The 18,625-nt window shown below is 58.2% G+C and carries 14 protein-coding genes and 1 pseudogene; 8 read left to right on the top strand and 7 right to left on the bottom strand.

The genetic code is table 11. The features are described 5' to 3' along the window. The first annotated feature begins 323 nt into the window (after positions 1–323). Positions 324–2,378 carry an NADPH-dependent 2,4-dienoyl-CoA reductase gene (locus JIF53_RS09770; RefSeq protein WP_199452377.1) on the top strand — a complete coding sequence of 685 codons (2,055 nt, stop codon included), beginning with the start codon at positions 324–326 and terminating at the stop codon, positions 2,376–2,378. A 66-nt stretch (positions 2,379–2,444) separates the two neighbouring features. Here JIF53_RS09770 and JIF53_RS09765 read toward each other — a convergent pair whose 3' ends face one another. Both JIF53_RS09765 and JIF53_RS09760 read right to left on the bottom strand, forming a co-directional pair. Beyond that, the gene (locus JIF53_RS09765) at positions 2,445–2,609 is read right to left on the bottom strand and encodes a hypothetical protein (protein WP_011786291.1); all 165 of its coding nucleotides are present in this window, start codon (positions 2,607–2,609) and stop codon (positions 2,445–2,447) included. A 140-nt stretch (positions 2,610–2,749) separates the two neighbouring features. Further along, positions 2,750–3,742 carry a GlxA family transcriptional regulator gene (locus JIF53_RS09760; RefSeq protein ID WP_199452376.1) on the bottom strand — a complete coding sequence of 331 codons (993 nt, stop codon included), beginning with the start codon at positions 3,740–3,742 and terminating at the stop codon, positions 2,750–2,752. Positions 3,743–4,032: 290 nt separating this feature from the next. Between JIF53_RS09760 and JIF53_RS09755 the strand changes: the two genes are divergently transcribed. After that, on the top strand, positions 4,033–5,835 hold the full coding sequence (locus tag JIF53_RS09755; protein ID WP_199452375.1) for an acyl-CoA dehydrogenase: 1,803 nt from the start codon (positions 4,033–4,035) through the stop codon (positions 5,833–5,835). Between the two features lie 206 nt (positions 5,836–6,041). Continuing rightward, a complete protein-coding gene (locus JIF53_RS09750) occupies positions 6,042–6,821 on the top strand; it encodes a crotonase/enoyl-CoA hydratase family protein (RefSeq protein ID WP_199452374.1) in 780 nt (259 codons plus the stop codon). Positions 6,822–7,048: 227 nt separating this feature from the next. Here JIF53_RS09750 and JIF53_RS09745 read toward each other — a convergent pair whose 3' ends face one another. Further along, entirely contained in the window at positions 7,049–8,350 is a 1,302-nt protein-coding gene (locus JIF53_RS09745) for an alkane 1-monooxygenase (protein ID WP_011786287.1), read from the bottom strand. Between the two features lie 181 nt (positions 8,351–8,531). On the opposite strand from JIF53_RS09745, the gene JIF53_RS09740 reads away from it, so the two are divergent. From JIF53_RS09740 to JIF53_RS09720, 5 genes and pseudogenes are all read left to right on the top strand, one after another. Beyond that, positions 8,532–8,783 (top strand): hypothetical protein, encoded by a 252-nt coding sequence (locus JIF53_RS09740; protein ID WP_022987979.1) that lies wholly within the window; start codon positions 8,532–8,534, stop codon positions 8,781–8,783. 79 nt (positions 8,784–8,862) lie between these two features. Continuing rightward, positions 8,863–9,177, top strand: coding sequence for a hypothetical protein (locus JIF53_RS09735; protein WP_153741014.1), 315 nt, complete (start codon positions 8,863–8,865; stop codon positions 9,175–9,177). A gap of 179 nt (positions 9,178–9,356) precedes the next feature. Further along, a pseudogene (locus JIF53_RS09730) lies at positions 9,357–11,286 on the top strand (PhoX family protein). Positions 11,287–11,523: 237 nt separating this feature from the next. Then, positions 11,524–13,164, top strand: a complete 1,641-nt coding sequence (locus JIF53_RS09725) for a methyl-accepting chemotaxis protein (protein ID WP_199452373.1) — start codon at positions 11,524–11,526, stop codon at positions 13,162–13,164. A gap of 61 nt (positions 13,165–13,225) precedes the next feature. Next, entirely contained in the window at positions 13,226–13,594 is a 369-nt protein-coding gene (locus JIF53_RS09720) for a DUF4870 family protein (protein ID WP_014422205.1), read from the top strand. Positions 13,595–13,609: 15 nt separating this feature from the next. On the opposite strand, the gene JIF53_RS09715 is transcribed toward JIF53_RS09720, so the two are convergent. From JIF53_RS09715 to JIF53_RS09700, 4 genes are all read right to left on the bottom strand, one after another. Beyond that, the gene (locus JIF53_RS09715) at positions 13,610–14,923 is read right to left on the bottom strand and encodes an MFS transporter (protein WP_153741017.1); all 1,314 of its coding nucleotides are present in this window, start codon (positions 14,921–14,923) and stop codon (positions 13,610–13,612) included. 80 nt (positions 14,924–15,003) lie between these two features. Continuing rightward, positions 15,004–16,098 carry a DUF1513 domain-containing protein gene (locus JIF53_RS09710; protein ID WP_199452372.1) on the bottom strand — a complete coding sequence of 365 codons (1,095 nt, stop codon included), beginning with the start codon at positions 16,096–16,098 and terminating at the stop codon, positions 15,004–15,006. Positions 16,099–16,110: 12 nt separating this feature from the next. Beyond that, complete coding sequence (locus tag JIF53_RS09705; protein WP_153741019.1) at positions 16,111–17,145, bottom strand: imelysin family protein; 1,035 nt, start codon at positions 17,143–17,145, stop codon at positions 16,111–16,113. A 9-nt stretch (positions 17,146–17,154) separates the two neighbouring features. Then, positions 17,155–18,564 (bottom strand): di-heme oxidoredictase family protein, encoded by a 1,410-nt coding sequence (locus JIF53_RS09700; protein ID WP_153741020.1) that lies wholly within the window; start codon positions 18,562–18,564, stop codon positions 17,155–17,157. Between the last annotated feature and the right edge of the window lie 61 nt (positions 18,565–18,625).

Below are 18,625 nucleotides of genomic sequence, written 5' to 3'. Positions count from 1 at the left end.
ATGAGTACCAAAGGCGTGTTTGCCTGAGTCTAGTCTCCTACCAGCCACCGTGCACGATGAGCATCGGGATCGGGTCGGCATGGATCGGGTGGATTCAGCAGGAAACAGGCGGGTCCGGGAAATACGGAAGGCGTCCCCGATGCCGCGCGATGTCAGCGGTAACGGGTGGGCGGGTGATTCTAATGCAGCCGAAGGACCTTGCGGTCATGGTTGCTCCGTCAGTCAAACTTGAAATGCGATGATACGTGGCCCGTCGGTCAGGTCAAGTCAACTTGCCATTGATCAAGTGTATACTCCCGATAAATATTCGATGAGAGTGCGCCATGACCAACGCCTATCCCAACCTGCTGAAACCGCTTGAACTGGGGTTCACTGAGCTCAAGAATCGGGTGCTGATGGGGTCGATGCATACCGGCCTCGAAGACCGTTTCTGGAATATCCACAAGTTCGCCCGGTATTTTGCCGAACGGGCGGAAGGTGGCGTCGGACTCATGGTAACCGGTGGCTTTTCCCCCAACCTGGTGGGGCAGCTGGCGCCGCTCGCGTCTACGATGAATAACCGTGCGACTGCTTTGCTGCATCGCCATGTGACCGGTGCCGTGCATGAAGCGGGCGGAAAAATCTGCCTGCAATTGCTGCACGCCGGTCGTTATGGTTATCAGCCGCTGATTGTGTCGGCCTCGGCCACCAAGGCACCGATCAGTCCGTTCAAGGCCAGAGCCCTCTCGACAAAAGGTGTGGAACGGCAGATCAATGACTTCGTGAATGCCGCCAAGCTGGCTAAATTCGCCGGCTACGACGGCGTTGAGGTGATGGGCTCCGAGGGTTATTTTATCAACCAGTTTCTGTGTGAGCGCACCAACAAACGAACCGACAAGTGGGGTGGGCCCTACGAAAACCGAATGCGCTTGCCGGTGGAGATCGTTCGCCGCATGCGTGAGGCGGTCGGGCCGGAATTCATCATTATTTACCGCCTGTCCATGCTGGATCTGGTGGAAGGCGGCCAGACCTGGGAGCAGATCGTCACTCTGGGCAAGGCTATCGAGAAAGCCGGTGCGACCATTATCAACACGGGTATTGGCTGGCATGAGGCCCGCGTCCCAACCATCGTGACCTCGGTACCCCGCGGCGGCTTTGCGGATGTGACAGCCAAGTTCTATGGCGAGGTGGACATCCCGGTATGTACCACCAACCGTATCAATACGCCTGAAAAAGGCGAGGAAATCCTTGCTGCCGGTAAGGCTGACATGGTGTCCATGGCTCGTCCGCTGCTGGCCGACAGCGAGTTTGTCCGCAAGGCGGAACAGGGGCGCGGCGACGAGATCAATACCTGTATCGCCTGCAACCAGGCGTGTCTGGACCATGTGTTCCAGGCCAAGCGCGCCTCCTGTCTGGTAAACCCCCGGGCCTGCCACGAGACCGAACTGGTGCTCATGGTAGCGCCTGTGGTTCGACGCGTAGCGGTGGTCGGCGCCGGTCCCGCTGGCCTGGCAGCAGCCACCACGGCGGCAAAACGGGGGCACAAGGTGACCCTGTTTGAAGCTGACGACAAAATTGGCGGCCAGTTCAATTACGCCAAACGTATTCCGGGCAAGGAAGAGTTCTACGAAACCCTGCGCTATTTTCAGCGTCAGATTGATCTGCTGGAAATCGACTTGCGGCTCGGAACCCGTGTGGGGGCCGACGAGCTGATCAAACAGGGCTTCGACGACGTGATTATCGCCACCGGCGTCAAACCACGAACACCGAAGATTGAAGGCATCGACCACCCGAAAGTGCTTGGGTACCTGGATGTACTACGCCACAACAAACCGGTGGGCAAGTCGGTGGCTGTGATCGGGGCGGGTGGTATCGGTTTTGATGTCAGTGAATTCCTGACTCACGACTTTGGCAAGCACCCGGAAGGCGAACAGGTGAGTGTGGCTGAATGGCAGGCGGAATGGGGGGTGAATCCCACGTTTGAGGGCCCCGGCGGCCTGGCTGAACGGGCGCAGACCCCATCGCCCCGCAAGATCTATCTGATGCAGCGTAAAACCGGCAAAGTCGGCGGCGGCCTGGGCAAAACCTCAGGCTGGGTGCACCGAAGCAGCCTCAAGCATCGGGACGTCGAAATGCTCCGGGGTTGCCGTTACGATCGAATCGACGATCAAGGCCTGCATATTACCCTGACCGACAAGGACGGAAAGACCGGCGAGACCAGAGTTCTGGCCGTGGACAACGTGATCATCTGCGCGGGACAGGAAAGCTATCGGGAACTGTTCGACCAGCTTGCGGATAAAGGCGTGAAAGCGCACCTCATTGGCGGTGCTGATGTGGCGGAAGAGCTGGATGCCAAAAGGGCCATCCGTCAGGGAACCGAAATCGCGGCAGCCATTTAAAAAGTGACCTGCTACGTCATCAGTTGACCGGAAGTGGCGTTCGATAGCTGTTGTCTGGATAAATGGCTATCGAACGGTTTTCAGGGCATTGGATATCGCCTCTGCTTCGGCTTCCAATACCTGGCAACGCAGGCTGTTACCCTGCTGACTGGCCTGCGCGAGCTGCTTGCGCTTCATATCGTATAGCCGGTTAAGTACATCGGCCCGGCTCTGCTTCAACGGTGCGTTCATGGAAACGACCTCCCCCGAAGGGTTAATACTGTCAAGATTATTTACGTACAGCGGCAAAAAATCGCCTACAAGACAGTTTGATGCATAACCCGCGCCACAGAAACGCTACCAAAGACTGAATTGTGACCTGTAACACCATACTATCGGCCGAATTTTGCCCGATAGGCGCCCGGTGAAAGCTTCGTATGCCGACGAAACAGCCGGCTGAACGAGCTCACATCCTCGTATCCGACCGCCCGGGTGACCGACTCAAGCCCTTCCGTTGTGGATTCGAGTAGCCGGCGAGCTTCCTCCACCCGAAGCAGCTGCAGATAGGTGGACGGTGAATCCCCCGTCGCCTGCCGGAACCGACGTAACAGCGACCTTTCGGACAACCCGGCGAAGCTGGAAAGCTCTGGCAATGAAACCGGCTCTCTGAAATGCGCCTCCAGCCAATCCTGAACCTGGTGAATCACCTTGTCTGAATGGTATCGCTTGGCCTGCAGCACGCTATATGGCGCCTGGCTCGTGCGCCCGGCGTCAATCACAAACGCCTTCGCCAACTCACGGGCCACTTGCGCACCTGCCAGCCGCTCAACCAGATACACCCCCAGATCCCACCAGGCCATACCACCCCCGGCGCAGGCCACAGGGCCATCAACCGTGACCAGCTTGTCGGCATGGAGATTTACAGCCGGAAACTGCCGTCTGAACTGTTCACCAAACCCCCAGTGTGTGGTGGCCTCCCGACCGTCCAGTAACCCCGCCGCCGCCAATAAAAACGCGCCGGTACAGTTACTGGCCACCCGAACATCGCCGGGCGTCGCAGTCTGAAACTTTGAAAGCCACTGAATCAGGAGGGGGTTGGTTTGCAGAACTTCATCAATGGGTGCACCAATGGTCGGAATAATCAGCAAGTCATCGGCACCCAGTTCGTCAATATCCTGCCAGGAACCATCCGCCAACAGGGTCACGCCATTGATGCATCGGCAGGGCTCGCCATCCTCGGTCAGCAGCCGGGTTCTGAACCATGCCGTCGGCTGCTCGCCATGAATTCGGGCCCAGGTCACTCCGGCCAGGCGAAACAGGTCAATCATACCGGTGATGGCGCTGGCCAGAGCTCCGTTAAAGCCGATGATGGTGACGGTTTTCACTGGGAAAATTCCTGTTTTCTGGCTTGTGGCGTTGCATGAACTGGCATGACGGCATTCTCTAAATCAGGCCGCTGGCATGGGGATTCTCTTCCGGGAGTGTGCGCAGCAAGGAAGCTGCGCTCAAGCCCCCAGGGATGGGTTCACGGCGTCTCCCGGAAGAGAATCCCCATGGCAGTGGCCGTCTTGCTAACGCAAAGGTTGGCGGATTCAGCCAAGAATAAGTCAGAAATGACAATTCCAACAACCATAGCCGTTATGAGACGCTATGGCCAATCAACAGGAGACCAAGAATGACCGACACCCTGATCGACCGCCGCGACCTTGCCTTCCAGCTTTATGAGGTGATGGACACCGAATCCCTCATCCAGCGCGAGCGCTTCAGCGAACACAGCAAAGAAACCTTTGACGCCGTCATCGAAACGGCCGACAAAATGGCGAAAGAAAAATTCGCCAACCACAATAGCGCCGCCGACAAAGACGAACCCAAATTCGTCAACGGCCAGGTGGAAATGCTCCCGGACGTCAGACAGGCCTTCGATGCCTACGCCGAAGCCGGCTTCCTCGCTGGCCGATACGACTACGACCTCGGCGGCATGCAACTGCCGGAATCCGTCATGGCGGCCTGCAACGGCTTCTTCACCGCCGCCAATCCCGGCACCGCCGGCTACCCGTTTCTGACCACCGCCGCCGCCAACCTGATTCGTGTATTCGGCAACGACGAACAGAAGGCCAAATTTCTGCCCAATATGCTCAGCGGCCGCTACAGTGGAACCATGGCCCTGACTGAGCCCCACGCCGGCTCCAGCCTGGCAGACATCCGCACCTCCGCCACGCCCACCGACGACGGCCACTACCTGATCAAAGGCGCCAAAATCTACATCTCTGGTGGCGAGCAGAGCATCACCGAAAATATCGTTCACATGGTGCTGGCGAAAATCAAAGGCGCACCGGCGGGCGTAAAAGGCATCTCCCTGTTCATCGTCCCGAAATTCCATGTGGACGAGAACGGCAACCCAGGCGACCGCAACGGCGTCAGCCTCGCCGGCCTGATCCACAAACTCGGCTATCGCGGCACTACCAGTACCGCCCTGAGCTTCGGCGATGATGCCCCCTGCCACGGCTACCTGGTAGGTGAACCCCATCAGGGCCTGAAGTACATGTTCCAGATGATGAACGAAGCCCGCATCGGCGTTGGTTTTGGCGCCGCTGTGATCGGCTATCGGGGCTACATGCACAGCCTGGAATACGCCAAGGACCGCCTGCAGGGCCGCAAGGCCAGCGAAAAGAATCCGGAAAGTCCGCAAGTACCCATCATCGACCACGCGGACGTACGCCGCATGCTGCTGGCCCAGAAAGCCTACAGCGAAGGCGGCCTGGCGCTCTGCCTCTACGGCGCCCGCCTGATGGATGATCAGCACACCCACCCGGATGAGCAGAAACGAATGGAAGCCGGCAAGCTGTTGGATTTGCTTACCCCGGTGATCAAAGCCTGGCCCTCGGAATACGGTCCGAAAGCCAACGATCTGGCAATCCAGGTCTACGGCGGCGCCGGTTACACTCGCGAATACCCGGTCGAGCAGTGCTGGCGCGACAACCGCCTGAACCCCATCCACGAAGGCACCAACGGCATCCAGGCTCTGGACCTGCTGGGCCGGAAAATCTGGCAGGACCAGAGCCACGGCCTGCAGCTGCTGATGCAGGAAATGCAGGTAGATCTGCAGGCGGCTACCACCGAGCGCTGCCAGCAGTGGGCGTTGTCCCTCAGCGAAACCCTGCAGCAGGCAGTAAAAGTCACCCAGAGCCTGGGTAAATCCCTGATGGGCGGCGAAGTCGACAAAACCCTGGCCAATGCCAGCTGCTACCTTCACCTGTTCGGCCACATTATCGTGGCCTGGATGTGGCTGCGGCAGGCTAATGCGGCAGCCAACGCTCTGGCCTCTGCCAACAGCGACAGCGAACGCAACTTCTACCAGGGCAAACTGCAGGCCGCCCAGTACTTCTTCCACTGGGAATTGCCCACCGTGGCTCAGGATCTGGTGCTGCTGCGGAATCAGGATGATACGTGCCTGAATATGAAGGCCGATTGGTTCTAGTTTTGGTGCTCTTTGTATCACTAGCCTGCGAGTATTGGGGATAGTGCGATCGGCTGGGCGCCCTTTCAGGGACACGCTACGAGCACGTCCATGTGCGCTCGACTTTGGCCATCCATGGCCAAAGACGTTCCCTGAAAGGACTCCCAGCCGTTCGCGCCCGCACATGGGCATAGCCTGTTGACAAGAAAACATGAAAGGAAAGCGCAATGGCTCTGGTAAATGTTGATAAGAAAAATCATGTTTTGCTGATCGGACTGAACCGCCCGGAAAAAATGAACGCCATGAACCGGGCCATGTACCACGAAATCGCTGCCGCCTATTACCAGCTCCAGCACGATCCGGAGCTGCGCGTGGCAGTGATGTACGCTGAAGGTGACCACTTCACCAGCGGCCTGCAACTGGATGACTGGGCCGGCGTGTTCGCCAACGGTAAAGGCATTGAACCCGGCGAAGGCGAACTCGACCCCTTTGACATTACCGGCGATAGCCTCACCAAGCCGGTGGTATTCGCCGCCCAGGGCATCTGCTTCACCTGTGGCGTCGAGATGATGCTCAACACCGACATCCGCGTGGCCGCGAAAGGCACCCGCTTCGCTCAGTTGGAAGTGAAACGCGGCATCTTCGCCTGCGGTGGCGCCACCATTCGCCTGCAGCGGGAAATCGGTTGGGGCAACGCCCAGCGCTACCTGCTCACTGGTGATGAATGGACCGCGGAACAGGCTTACCAGTGGGGCCTGATTCAGGAACTGGTGGAACCCGGCGAACAGCTCAACAAAGCCATGGAAATCGCCGAGAAGATTGCCAGAGCGGCTCCGTTAGGCGTTCAGGGCAGCCTGAAATCGTCCAAGATTGCCGTGTCCGAAGGCCAGGAAGCGGCCAAGGAACGTCTGTTCCCGGAACTACGCCCGGTCATGGCCAGCGAAGATGTCAAAGAAGGAATCCAGTCATTCCTGGAGAGAAGAGAGGCGGTGTTCAAAGGCAAGTAGCAGGATTGCCTTGTTAATCGAGATTTAGTCCTTAGCGAATCGTCGAATCAGCGACTATCCCACGGAAGCGAAAGCGACGGGTTGGGGCCACCCTTCCGGGAGTGTGCGCAGCAGGGATGCTGCGCTCAAGCCCCCATGGATGGGTTCATGGCGTCTCCCGGAAGGGTGGCCCCAACCCGCAGCCGGCGCCCAACCAACAGGCTGGGGCCGGCAATCAAACCACGAAATCAGGCAGCCTCAGACTCAGAAGAAGAGCCAGCCCGCCGAGCCGCAGCCTCCGCTGCCACTTTCGCAGCATAGTCCGCATACTTGGCCATCAACTCCTCCTTGCGATCAGGGTCCCAGTTGATCTTCGACAGATCCCCTTCGTAGTGGTCAATTACCCGCTTATCCATCGTCTCGTACCACCACTGCGGCAGGTAGGCCGGCAACAGCATCGATGCGTACCCTCCCGGCAACTGGGGCGCCTTTTCAAAATGACGCAAGGCCTGGAAACTCCGGGTCGGATGGGCGTGGTGGTCAGAATGCCGTTGCAACTGATACAGGAACAGGTTGGTCACAATGTGATTACTGTTCCAGCTGTGTTCCGGCTTCGTGCGCTCATACTTGCCATTCTTGTCCTTCTGCCGCAACAGACCATAGTGCTCGATGTAATTCACACTCTCCAACAGACTGGCGCCATAAACCGCCTGTGCCGCCAGGAACGGCACCGCCCTCGGGCCGCAGACCAGCGTCGTGGCGCCAAAGAACCCGGCCGTCATGGCCCAACCCTGTAGCAGTTCGTTATCAAGACTCCAGAAGCTCTTACCCTTGCGTTCCAGGCGTGCCTTTTCGATCTTGATCGACGACTTGATGCCGCCGAACACGGTTCGGGGCAGGAACTTCCAGAAACTCTCGCCCATTCGGCTGCTGGCGGGGTCCTCCGGTGTGGCTACCCGCTTGTGATGACCAAAATTATGTTCCACCACAAAGTGGGTGTAGGCGGTGGGGGCCAAGGCGGCCATGGCCATCAGTTTGTTCAGTTTATTGGACTTGTGGCCCAGCTCATGGGCGGTGTTGATGCCTACCCCGTTGATGGCGCCTACGGTCAGGGTCAGGCCGATCTTGTCCTCGAGTGGTGTGTTTTTCCGGCTGGCCAGCCAGGCGCCCATGAAGGTCATGGCGTACTGGGTGGGGATAAACGCCTTCACAATACGGTCGTAATACTTGTCCTGCTCCAGGGTCTTTACCGCCGATTCAGGAGGATTGCTCTTGTCTTCACCAATCGCCCGGTCCAGTGCCGGAATAATGCCGTGCACCAGTGCCGGCCCGGTCCAGGCCAGAGCCTTCAGTCGTTTCGGGGCCAGGGCATAGCCAGTCAGAGCGGCAAGGCCAATGCCTGGAAGCGCAGGCCCCAACAGCCACATGTAGCGCTTGGGATCTTTCCAGGTCTCGGCCTTGGTGGCGGTGTCTTTTGAATCCGATGTCCCGGTTTTCCGGGGCGCGGCGACCTGGTGCGTGTCGAGCGAGGATTTCACTTTGGCGTTCATATGGGCTCTCCGTGGAACTCGTTGTGTTTGTTTTTTCAATTTATGTCGGACAATCTGGCAATACAACAAGTAACGGGTTCTGGTTAAGCGAACTGGCCTCTAATGACAATCAGGCTTCAGCTGGCGAATCCAGAGCTTGTGGTCCAGACTTCTGGAAACAAAAAAAACAGGGAAGCGTCGAATGAGTGCCACCAATCCATCTCCGGCCACTATGTCCTGGACGTTGCAGCAACGGCTCCAGGAATACGCGCGCGCCATGAAACTGGCGGAAATCATCTATCAGGACCCGAATGGACAGGTCTGCGTGGTTCACGGCGTTATCCGGGAGGTACTTAGCCGGGCCGGGCGGGATTTTGTGGTGCTGGGAAAAGGACAGGTGGTCTCAGCGGACCACATCATCATGATCGACGGTGAGCGGTTAACGAAAGGGTAATCGCCCGGTAATTGCTATTGACCACGGGCTGCCTCTACTCTGTTGGCGTTGTACACATATACCGACAGAGGGACATGTTATGAACAAGTTTACCTTGAGCGCACTCGCACTGGTTGCCACGCTTGGACTTTCTGCCTGCAGCTCCGAGAGCGATGAAGGCGCGGATTTTGAAGAAGCGGGTGAAAATGCCGAGGAAATGATGGACGACGCCGCTAACGCCACCGAAGAAACCTGGGAAGAAGCCACGGGTCAGGATGAAGGCGTGATTGGTGAAATGCAGGAAGGTGCCGAAAACGTCGGCGACGAGATTGAAGAAGCCGCGGATGAAGCGGGTGACTCCATGGAAGAAGCAGCGGACTCCATGGAAGAAGGCTACGACGAAATGACTCAGTGATCCCCTGAGTTGCGTCGCGCGGTTACGGGGCCTTTTGGCCCCGTTTCTGTTTCTGCCTCACCGGTTGTCATCGAACGTTCAACATTCTGACTTAAATCTGTTTACGTCCTGTCACGTTACTTGCCGACACTTGCCTCTCGAAATAAAGGACTTGTCCACCAATCCGAGAGAGGCAAACGATGGCCAAGCACGATCTTGACCCGAATTACCTGGACCCGAACTACGAGCCAGTCGTCAATCATTCCGAAAACACCCCGTTCCATCAGGTACTGTCTGCCAGAATGCAGCGTCGTACCGTCATGAAAGGTAGCGTAGGCGCCGCTCTGGCCAGCGTTATGGGGTTGGGGCTTGCCGGTTGTGGCAGTGACAGTGATAGTGACAACGATGGCGGTACTACCGGTGGAAACGCCTCCAGCACTGAACTGGGTTTCAAGGCTGTCCCCACTTCGACCGAGAATCAGGTCGTTGTTCCCGAGGGATACTCCTCCGAAGCGTTTCTTCCCTGGGGCACGCCAATTACCGGGTCTTATCCAGCCTACAAGCCGGATGGCACCAATACCGGAGAAGAGCAAGAGCAGCAAATGGGCATGCATCATGACGGCGTGCACTTTTTCCCGATTGACCTGAAAGCCGGTGGTAACAGCTCCAGCGAAGGTCTGTTGGTGATGAACCATGAGTACATCAATCAAGGCGCTTTGCATGCCAACGGGGCTACCTACGTCAACGGTATGCGTCCGGCCGATGAAGTGCGCAAGGAAATCGCCGCACACGGTGTGTCTGTGGTTCATATCAAGCGCGACAACAGCGGCAAGTGGGATATTGTTTTCGGGAGTCCGTTTAATCGCCGGGTTACGGGTAATACCGAAATGGATATCCGTGGTCCGGTGCGTGGTTACGACAAACTGGTCACCAAATACAGTCCGGATGCAACGGAAACCCGCGGTACTCTGAACAACTGCGCGATGGGCCCGACGCCGTGGGGAACTTACCTTGCGGCTGAGGAAAACTGGCACGGGTACTTCGCTAATAGCGATGCAACGCAGCCCCGGGAGCAGACCCGCCATGGCGTCGGCGGCGGATGATTACCGGAATGAGGCCAATACCTACGGTTTCATGGTGGAAATTGACCCGTTTACTCCAGAGAGCAAACCACAGAAGCGAACCGCGCTGGGCCGCTTTGGTCACGAGGGTGTGATTTTTGCGCCGGTTAAGGAAGGTGAGCCGGTCGTATGTTATTCCGGTGATGATTCCCGTTTCGAGTACATCTACAAATTTGTCTCCTCGAAGCCCTATTACGCTGCAACGGCTGGTGGCTACCTCCTGGACGAGGGTACGCTCTACGTGGCTCGCTTTAACGACGATGGCTCAGGCGACTGGCTGGCGCTGGATCTGAACGATACGGATTTTGCTGCCAAAGTGGCTGCGGCCCAGGGCGAAATGGTTGGCAACGTTCAGTTTGACGGTTTTGAGAATCAGGCTGATGTTTTGTTGAACACTCGGCTGGCTGCCGACATCGCAGGTGCGACCCCGATGGATCGCCCGGAGTGGGGGGCTGTAGATCCGAATTCCGGTCAGGTTTACTTTACGCTGACCAATAACTCCCGCCGGACGGAGGAGCAGGTTAACGCGGCAAATCCGAATGCCAACAACCGCACCGGTCATATTATTCGCTGGAGCGAAGACGGCAACGATCACACTGCGACCAGCTTTGACTGGGATATCTTCGTGTTCGCCGGTGAGCAGGGCACGGAAACCGTGGTTGACGACCAGGTTATCGTATCTCTGACTGATGACAACATCTTCAACAGTCCGGATGGCCTCTGGTTCGATTATAACGGCCGCCTCTGGATTCAGACCGATGGCTCCGATGCAGCACCTTATCAGAACAACATGATGCTGGCGGCCAACCCGGAAACCCGCGAGATCAAGCGTTTCTTCGTTGGGCCGGTTGGCTGTGAGGTTACAGGCGTTGTCTCCACACCGGATGTGAAGACCATGTTCGTCAATATCCAGCACCCGGAAGCAAACTGGCCGGATGCCAACGATCCGCGTCCGCGTGATGCAACGGTTATCGTTACCCGCGATGACAGCGGCGTTATCGGTGCCTGATCAGCCATAACGGTTGTCAGGCTCTGCCAAAAAGCCCGGGCGGACTCGTTCCGCCCGGGCTTTTCTCTTCTGTATTTCAGATTTCCTTCCAGATGCCGATAAACTCCTTGGGCCCTGCAATAGTGGTATCTTTAGTCCACTAAAGTAGGAGTTATTAACCTATATCATTTCTTTAACCTCAGGGATGGCCTGCAATAACAACATGCTTGCGTTAGCAATGACAAAGATGAGGGCACCATGGGTTTACTCGATCGCACTGCAATTTTATGGGGGGTGGGCATTGCTGTTGCGCTCGGTATTGCCTGCATTCTGGTGGCTCCGTTGATGGGGCTCGATGCCGCCTCTCTGTTAATCGGGCTCCTTGTGGGCCTTGCTGCTGCGGCTTGCTATCTGGTTTTACGGGTGCTTGAACCAATAGAGCGTGGAATCAACGACCTGAATGATGGCTCCCTGGCTGACAATCATCCCTTGCGGGCTCAGTGTGCGCAGCTTCTGGCGGATGCCCGTGCGGGCAAGGCCCTGGTTGAAACCCTCTCGGCCAGTGCCGACAAGAATGCCATCTCGGCCGCCGAAGTCTCGTTTGCGGCGGATCAGGTGAAGCAGCGCCTGGACCGACAGGTTGAAGAAACCGCTCAGATGGCCGACTACGCCGGCCAGATCACGGAATCGGTTCGGGAATCATCGGAACAGGCCACCAACGCCGCCACCATGGCATTGCAGAATCGTGAAGTCAGCGTGGAGGGGCGTCAGTCATTGGTGTCGGCCATTGAAAGTGTGCGCCTGGTGCATCAACAGTCGGAAGAGAACCTCAGGTTGATTCAGGCCTTGCACGAAAAATCCGGCAAGATCCAGGGCGTGACGTCCACCATTCAGGGTATCGCCGAGCAGACTAATCTTTTGGCACTGAATGCCGCTATTGAGGCGGCCCGCGCCGGTGAACAGGGCCGCGGGTTTGCGGTGGTGGCCGATGAAGTCCGGCAGTTGGCCGGGCGCACTGCCCAGGCCACCAGTGAAGTGGCAGACACCCTCGACGAAATCCAGAATGACACAACCAAGATTGTGTCCCGCATTGAATCTCTGGCGAAAACCGTGGAAGACGGGCTGGCATCTGTAGAGAGCGTTGGCGGCCAGCTGGATCAGATTCGGGATCAATCCGACCGGGTTCAGCAGCAGGTTGCCCGTATTGCCGAGATCGACCAGAACAACGAGCAGAGTCTGGCCCAGGTGTTTTCGGCTATTGAGTCTGTCCGTGACCATATATCCGAAAGTGATACCAGTGTGGCATCGCTGGCGGACCAGGCTTCCACGTTGATGGAGCTGGCGGAGAAGGCGAATGCTGCCTTTGCGCTGAACAGCAGCGAAAGCTACCACCGGCCGTTTTATGAGAAAGCACTGGAAGGGGCGCAGCAGATTGGCCAGTTGTTTGAGGCGGCAATTCGAGAGGGCCGTTTGAGTGAAGCGGCGCTGTTTGACAAGAAGCGAACACCGATTGCCAACACCCAGCCCCAACAGTATTCCAGCAGCTTCGATCGGTTTACTGACCAGATGTTTCCGGCAATACAGGAGCCCATCAAGAAATCCCATGAGGCCATGGTGTTCTCCATCGCCTGCGCGCCGGACGGTTATGTGCCTACCCATAACAAGGATTTTGCCCACCCGCCGAGTGGTAATCCGGAAGTGGACCTGGTGAAAAGCCGCAGCAAGCGACTGTTCAATGACCGCACTGGCATACGCTGTGGGAGTCATACCGAAAGTATGCTGCTCCAGACCTATCGCCGGGACACCGGTGAGATCATGCACGACCTGTCGGTGCCCATCTATGTGAACGGTAAGCACTGGGGCGGTTTCCGGGTTGGGTATCGGCCGGCGGGGAATTGATCGCACTGGGCTCCAGCCAAGGCTGTGATAGACTGCCAGGGACGTAACAAGGAGAACACCTGTGTCCGAAACCGAGTATATCCCCGCAAAACCTGACGGTCAGCAATCACAGGAGCCCAGCTCTGCGAGGAATCTGGCGGTGGTGGTTTACATCCTGCAGGCGTTGTCTTTTTTCCTGGGGGGGCTGACGGCACTGGTGGGCGTGATCATCAACTACGTCAAACTGGATGATGTCCGTGGTACCTGGATAGAGCCCCATTTCCGCTGGCAGATCCGCACCTTCTGGATTGGTTTGCTGTGGACAGTCATTGGGGTGATTACCACCATGCTGATCGTGGGCTGGTTTATTCTGCTGGGTATTGCGATCTGGGTGATCTACCGAATTGTCAAAGGCGCCCTGGCCCTGAACGATGGCAAGACCCCGATGTAACGGGGTCTTGATGGCTCAGCCTTCCGTCACTTCTTCCAGGCGTAATGCGCTCAGCATACCCGCCAGCCCCATCAGGCCCAATACCAGAATCACCGCCACGTCCGAAATCATGGAAATGGCGGCTGTGAACCCCCCGGTTACCAGCAGCAACACACCGATAACGGTATTGCTGACTGCTGTATAGTCTGTCCGTTTGTTGCCACCGGCCATATCCACCAGATAGGTTTTACGCCCCAGGCGCACGCCGGCATGGGCAATACTCAGCACAAAAAACGCGACCGGATAGAACCAGGCACCGCCAAACCCGGGGCCCAGCACCAGCGCCAGAACACCAACCACCAGGCAGACCGAGCTGGCCATGGCGGCACCCCGAATCATTACTCGGCGGCTGGAGGTGTCGGCGGCCCAACCCCAGAAGCTGGCGCTCAGGGAGCTGGCCAGACTGCTGGCGAGCAGAAAGACACCCAGCATCCAGCCGATATCGGATTCCTGTTGGGCGAGCACCACGAAATAGGGAGACGCGAGAGCCGAACACAAAAGCAGTGCACGAGTGATGACAAAATGCCTGAAGGGCGCATCGTCCCGTAGCAGCGACAGGCTTTTAAAAGCCTCGTTGATAGCGTTGCCACCGCCCCCTGTTTCCCCGGCGTACTCTTCCACATTGGCAAACAGAACCCCGGCAATCACCCACAGCGTAGCTGCCAGGAGCAGCAATGTGGTGTAGAACGCAATGCTGGGGTCGCCCCGATCCCAGAACAACAGTCCTGTGAGCACTACCGTGGCGGTGCCACCAATGGTGGTTGCCAGCCCAGACAGCCGACCCCGGCGGGTTTTGGGGATACATTTGCCCTGAACGTCTTTCATAGAGACCGAACAGAATCCCCGCGCCAGTGAAAACACAACAAGCGCCGCGACAATACCGCCACCGGCCGCATAGCCTTCAAGAAACCACACGCTTGCCGCCATCGCAGCCACGCTGACGGACTGCCCGAAACTGCCCAGGGTCCAGAACCATTTGCGCACCGCCTTGCGACGCACCCAGGCGGCGATCACCATCTGCGGCACCATGGAGCCGGATTCCCGGATAGGCACCAACCAGGCTACCAGAGCCGGTGCGCCAACGGCACTCATCAGCCAGGCCAGCACGGTCTTGGGGCTGATCAGCAAGTCTCCGAGTTTGGTGAGCACATTGCTGAACAGAATCAGGAAGAAGTTTCGGGGTACTTCCCGACAGGCTTCCTCCGGGATGTCTTTACAGACCCGTGCGTCCTCTTCGTTGGCAATCAGTCCGTAGAGCTGGTCGATGGTGTCGGGTTTGGTTGCTGGCAAAGGGCCGTCCTCCGGAAAAATGTTTGCCAAGCATACCAGTTAGCTCGGGTGTGCTTAAGCGGGAGGACCAGCGGTGCCGGTCAGACCAGGTGGTGGTCCCACTGTACCGGTAGCCGCGCGATGTCTTTCGCAGCTTGTCCGGCGCTCAGTTGCACCAGTCGGCCCTGTCCCGAGGACACCAGGAAATCGCCTCCTGCCAGAGTCTGAATGCCGGCGCAGTCAGTGATGCGGGCTTTGGCAACCAGCTCCCCGGTCTTGCCGCGGAAGACAATAGCGGTGCCGCCCACGGGGGAAGCGGCGGCGATCAGGTCGTTTTCAGGATGGGCCACCACGCTGGCGATGTAGTTGCCGAGGGCGGCCTGGGTTTCCGGGTCAAAGCGATATTCCCGGAGTTGCCCATCTTCTATGCGCGCCAGCAGCGGAGGTCGCTCGTAGAGCGGTCCCTGGTACTGGTAGGCAACATAGATTTTGCCTTCGGTGCTGACGCTGACGTGGCGGGAGCTCTGCTGGTGGTGGGCAGGGGTAAAGCGGCCAACGATCTGGCCAGACCGGCGGTCCATCAGAATCAGGGCCGGCTGCATGGTATCCAGATTGAGTTTGATGCGGTCGTAATCAGGGTGGGTCAGAATGCCGCCCAGGCCGATGACCAGAGTGTTGCCGTCCGGATGCAGGGTAAGCTCATGGGGCCCGATGCCTTCCAGTTCAAAGGTGTCCACCCGTTTATAGTCCTGCTCGGCATCGTAGACGGCGACAATGCCTTCGCCGGGCTGGTAGCGGCTGGCCGTGGCGTAAAGCCACCGGCCATCAGGTGAGAACACGCCGTGGCCGACAAAGTGTTCGCCTTCGGGGGCCATGATACGGTGTCTGCGTTGGCCGGTTTCTGCATCAAACACATAGAACGACCAGCCCGGTCGGCGCTCAAAAAACAGAGTATCTTTTCGGCCGGGCCGGTTACAGCCGCTGTGGCATCGGGTGTCTACCGGCGCCTGCCACTGAACGTTGCCGGATCGATCAAAGGCACTCACGCCAAAGCGTCCATCCGGCAGGCCAACCGCACCGGCATAGCGTTCGGGCTGTGGGCCGGTTTTGCGGGGGAGCAACGAGCAGCCGGTGAGGGTGGCGGCCATACCTCCGGCGATGGTGGCTTTGATCAGGGTTCTGCGATGGATGTGCATGGGTATACCTGTTCAGTCGCCGTCACTTGAGTTGAAGCCACGCACTACGCCAAGCGCCACGGCGGCTTCGTCATTGATCAGCGTTGAAAGCTGGGAGACATCCACAAAGAGCCCTTGCAGAATGCGGAACCGCTCATCACTCTCCATGAGCGTTGTCATGGCAGCATGGGCTTCCGGAAAGTTGTCAGCCACTTCCTCAAACTGCCTCTGAATGCGCTCTGCCAATCTGGCCTCGCCGTCGGTTTTCAGCAAAGTGATCAGTCCGGGAAGGTAGAATTTCTCGAGCCCTGCCACTGTTGCTTCCACCGCCATCAGACTCTGGCCACTGCGCCAGGCATCGGTGATGTAAGGATTGCGTTTGCCATTGCCTCTCAGGCCCATGGGCTGAGCCAGCCGTCGCTCTTCCAGTATTTCCAGTGCCGTCATGCCGGCTTTGATGGTGGTGTCGCGGTACGGCCCGGTGTCCAGATAGTGTTGTTTGAAACTCACCCAGCTGTCTGCGAGATCCCGGGCATTACGTGCCATATGCCGGGTTACCGCCGAGAGCACCTCACAGTTTTTGGCGGCGGGCAGGGCGTTTTCTCCACTGTTGAGTTGCTCATCGAACAGCAGGTATTCGGCCATGGGAAAGCCCTGAACCGCCACCCCGGATTGATTGATCACGTCGGCGTTAACGGGTGCTTCGGTGCCAAGCAGGTACCGGGCCTTGCGAGCGACCAGGTTCTTCGGGTCCGGCCAGAACTGGAATTGCCAGGACAGGTTGTTGTTCTCCACCGGGCCGAAGTCAACAAATCGGACCCGCTGCCAGGCCAGGAAGGCATCGAGCCAGGCATCGTTCAGGGCCGGTCGGCTGCCGGACGTCGGCGCATTGCAGTAGCCGACTGCCGCCGATGCCAGTTGTTCGGTTTCGGTTGCCAGCGATTCGTAGCCGTTTTGAATTGCGCCATGCCACTGTTCGCGGGCCCGGGTATCGGCGTTGGCCCCGAGCGCCGCTGTGGTGCAGACCAGCAGGGCGGAGGCGAAGAACAGTCTGGTGATCGGTTGCATAGTGGATCCTCAGAGTGAATTCAGAAAATCGATCAGGGCGCTGCGCTCCGGCTCGGCCATCTGACGATAGCGGTCAGCTGCCGGCCGGGCTTCGCCACCGTGCCAGAGAATGGCTTCTTCCAGCGTGCGGGCGCGGCCGTCATGCAGAAAACCGGACTGGGGGTTAACCACCTGGGCCAGGCCGATGCCCCAAAGCGGTGGCGTGCGCCACTCGTTGCCGTCAGCGAGGAACTCGTCCCGGCCGTCTGCCAGGGCCGGGCCCATGTCGTGCAGTAACAGGTCGGTGTAGGGCCAGATGGTCTGGTTGCTCAGATCCGGGCGGTCGGCCACTTCTCCGGTCTGGTGTTTCGGGGTGTGGCAACCGGCACAGCCGGTTTCATTGAATAGCCTGGCGCCTTTCTGCACGGATTCAGCGCCCAGATCCCGACGGGCAGGGACCGCCAGACTCTTGGCGTAGAAGGTGACAAAGTTGGCGACCTTGTCGCTCACTTCGGGCTCACCACCGTGAGTAAACCGTTCGCACTGTTGTTCCGGGGTGCAGTCGGTGGTGGGTTTGATGGACGATGTCAGGCCCATATCGCCGGCGAAGGCGCCCATGCTTTGCTGGTGCACATCCGGTTCCGCGGCTTTCCAGCCAAACCGGCCCGGCAGCGTTTGCTGGCTGGCGACATCCCACACCTGATTAAGCTTGCCGGAAATCCCGTTGTTGTCGGTATCTTCCGGATCGGCCAATGCCTCAAGATCGGCAATAGGGATGGCTTCCAGCAGTCCCATGCCGATCATTTGTGGTGCCACCCGGGGAGAGACCAGCAAATTCGATGGCATAGGGCCATAGTTGGGGTTTTCGATGCGATATTCCGGTTTGCGCAGTTCAACCACCGTTCTATCCCCAAGTGTTTCCTGAACGGGCTCCCAGTCAATCACCAGATCCGCTTCCGGTTTTGCGGCCGGCAGGGCCGCAGTCTGCAACTGACTACCGTAGACCGGTGCAGGTTTGAAACCGTGCTTGCGCAGGAGTTCTGCATCCTTGACCGGATCGGCGGGCACTGCCAGCCGCAGGAACAGGGAGACAGGCGGTTCATCAACGCCGGACGGGTGTCCGCGGCCATCCTTGATGTGACAACCCTGGCAGGAGTTGGTATTGAACAGGGGGCCCAGGCCGTCCCGGGCATCGGTGCTGGCCGGTGCTTCCACCCAGGGATTGCGGAAGAAACTGTTGCCAACGCTGAAATCCAGGCGTTTGGTCATGGACAGGTTGCCCTGGGGCAGCGAGTAGGCGTTGGTGTCGGCCTGATTGACCGTGCCTTCACCGCCTGTGGCCGGTGTAGTTTGTATCGGGTAACCAGCGTGAGTCTCTGCAATCAGGGGTTGAGTGCTGAAGGCCAGCGGCAACAGACAGAAGATGAGTGCTCGTTTCATAACTACTCGCGTTTCAGAATGGAAGAAGCCATGGAAAATCGACCTTCGGGCATAAAGGAGG

The sequence above is a fragment of the Marinobacter sp. bablab_jr008 genome, from assembly GCF_016464145.1.
Lineage (GTDB): Bacteria > Pseudomonadota > Gammaproteobacteria > Pseudomonadales > Oleiphilaceae > Marinobacter > Marinobacter nauticus.
This window is presented reverse-complemented; position numbering and strand designations above follow the sequence as displayed.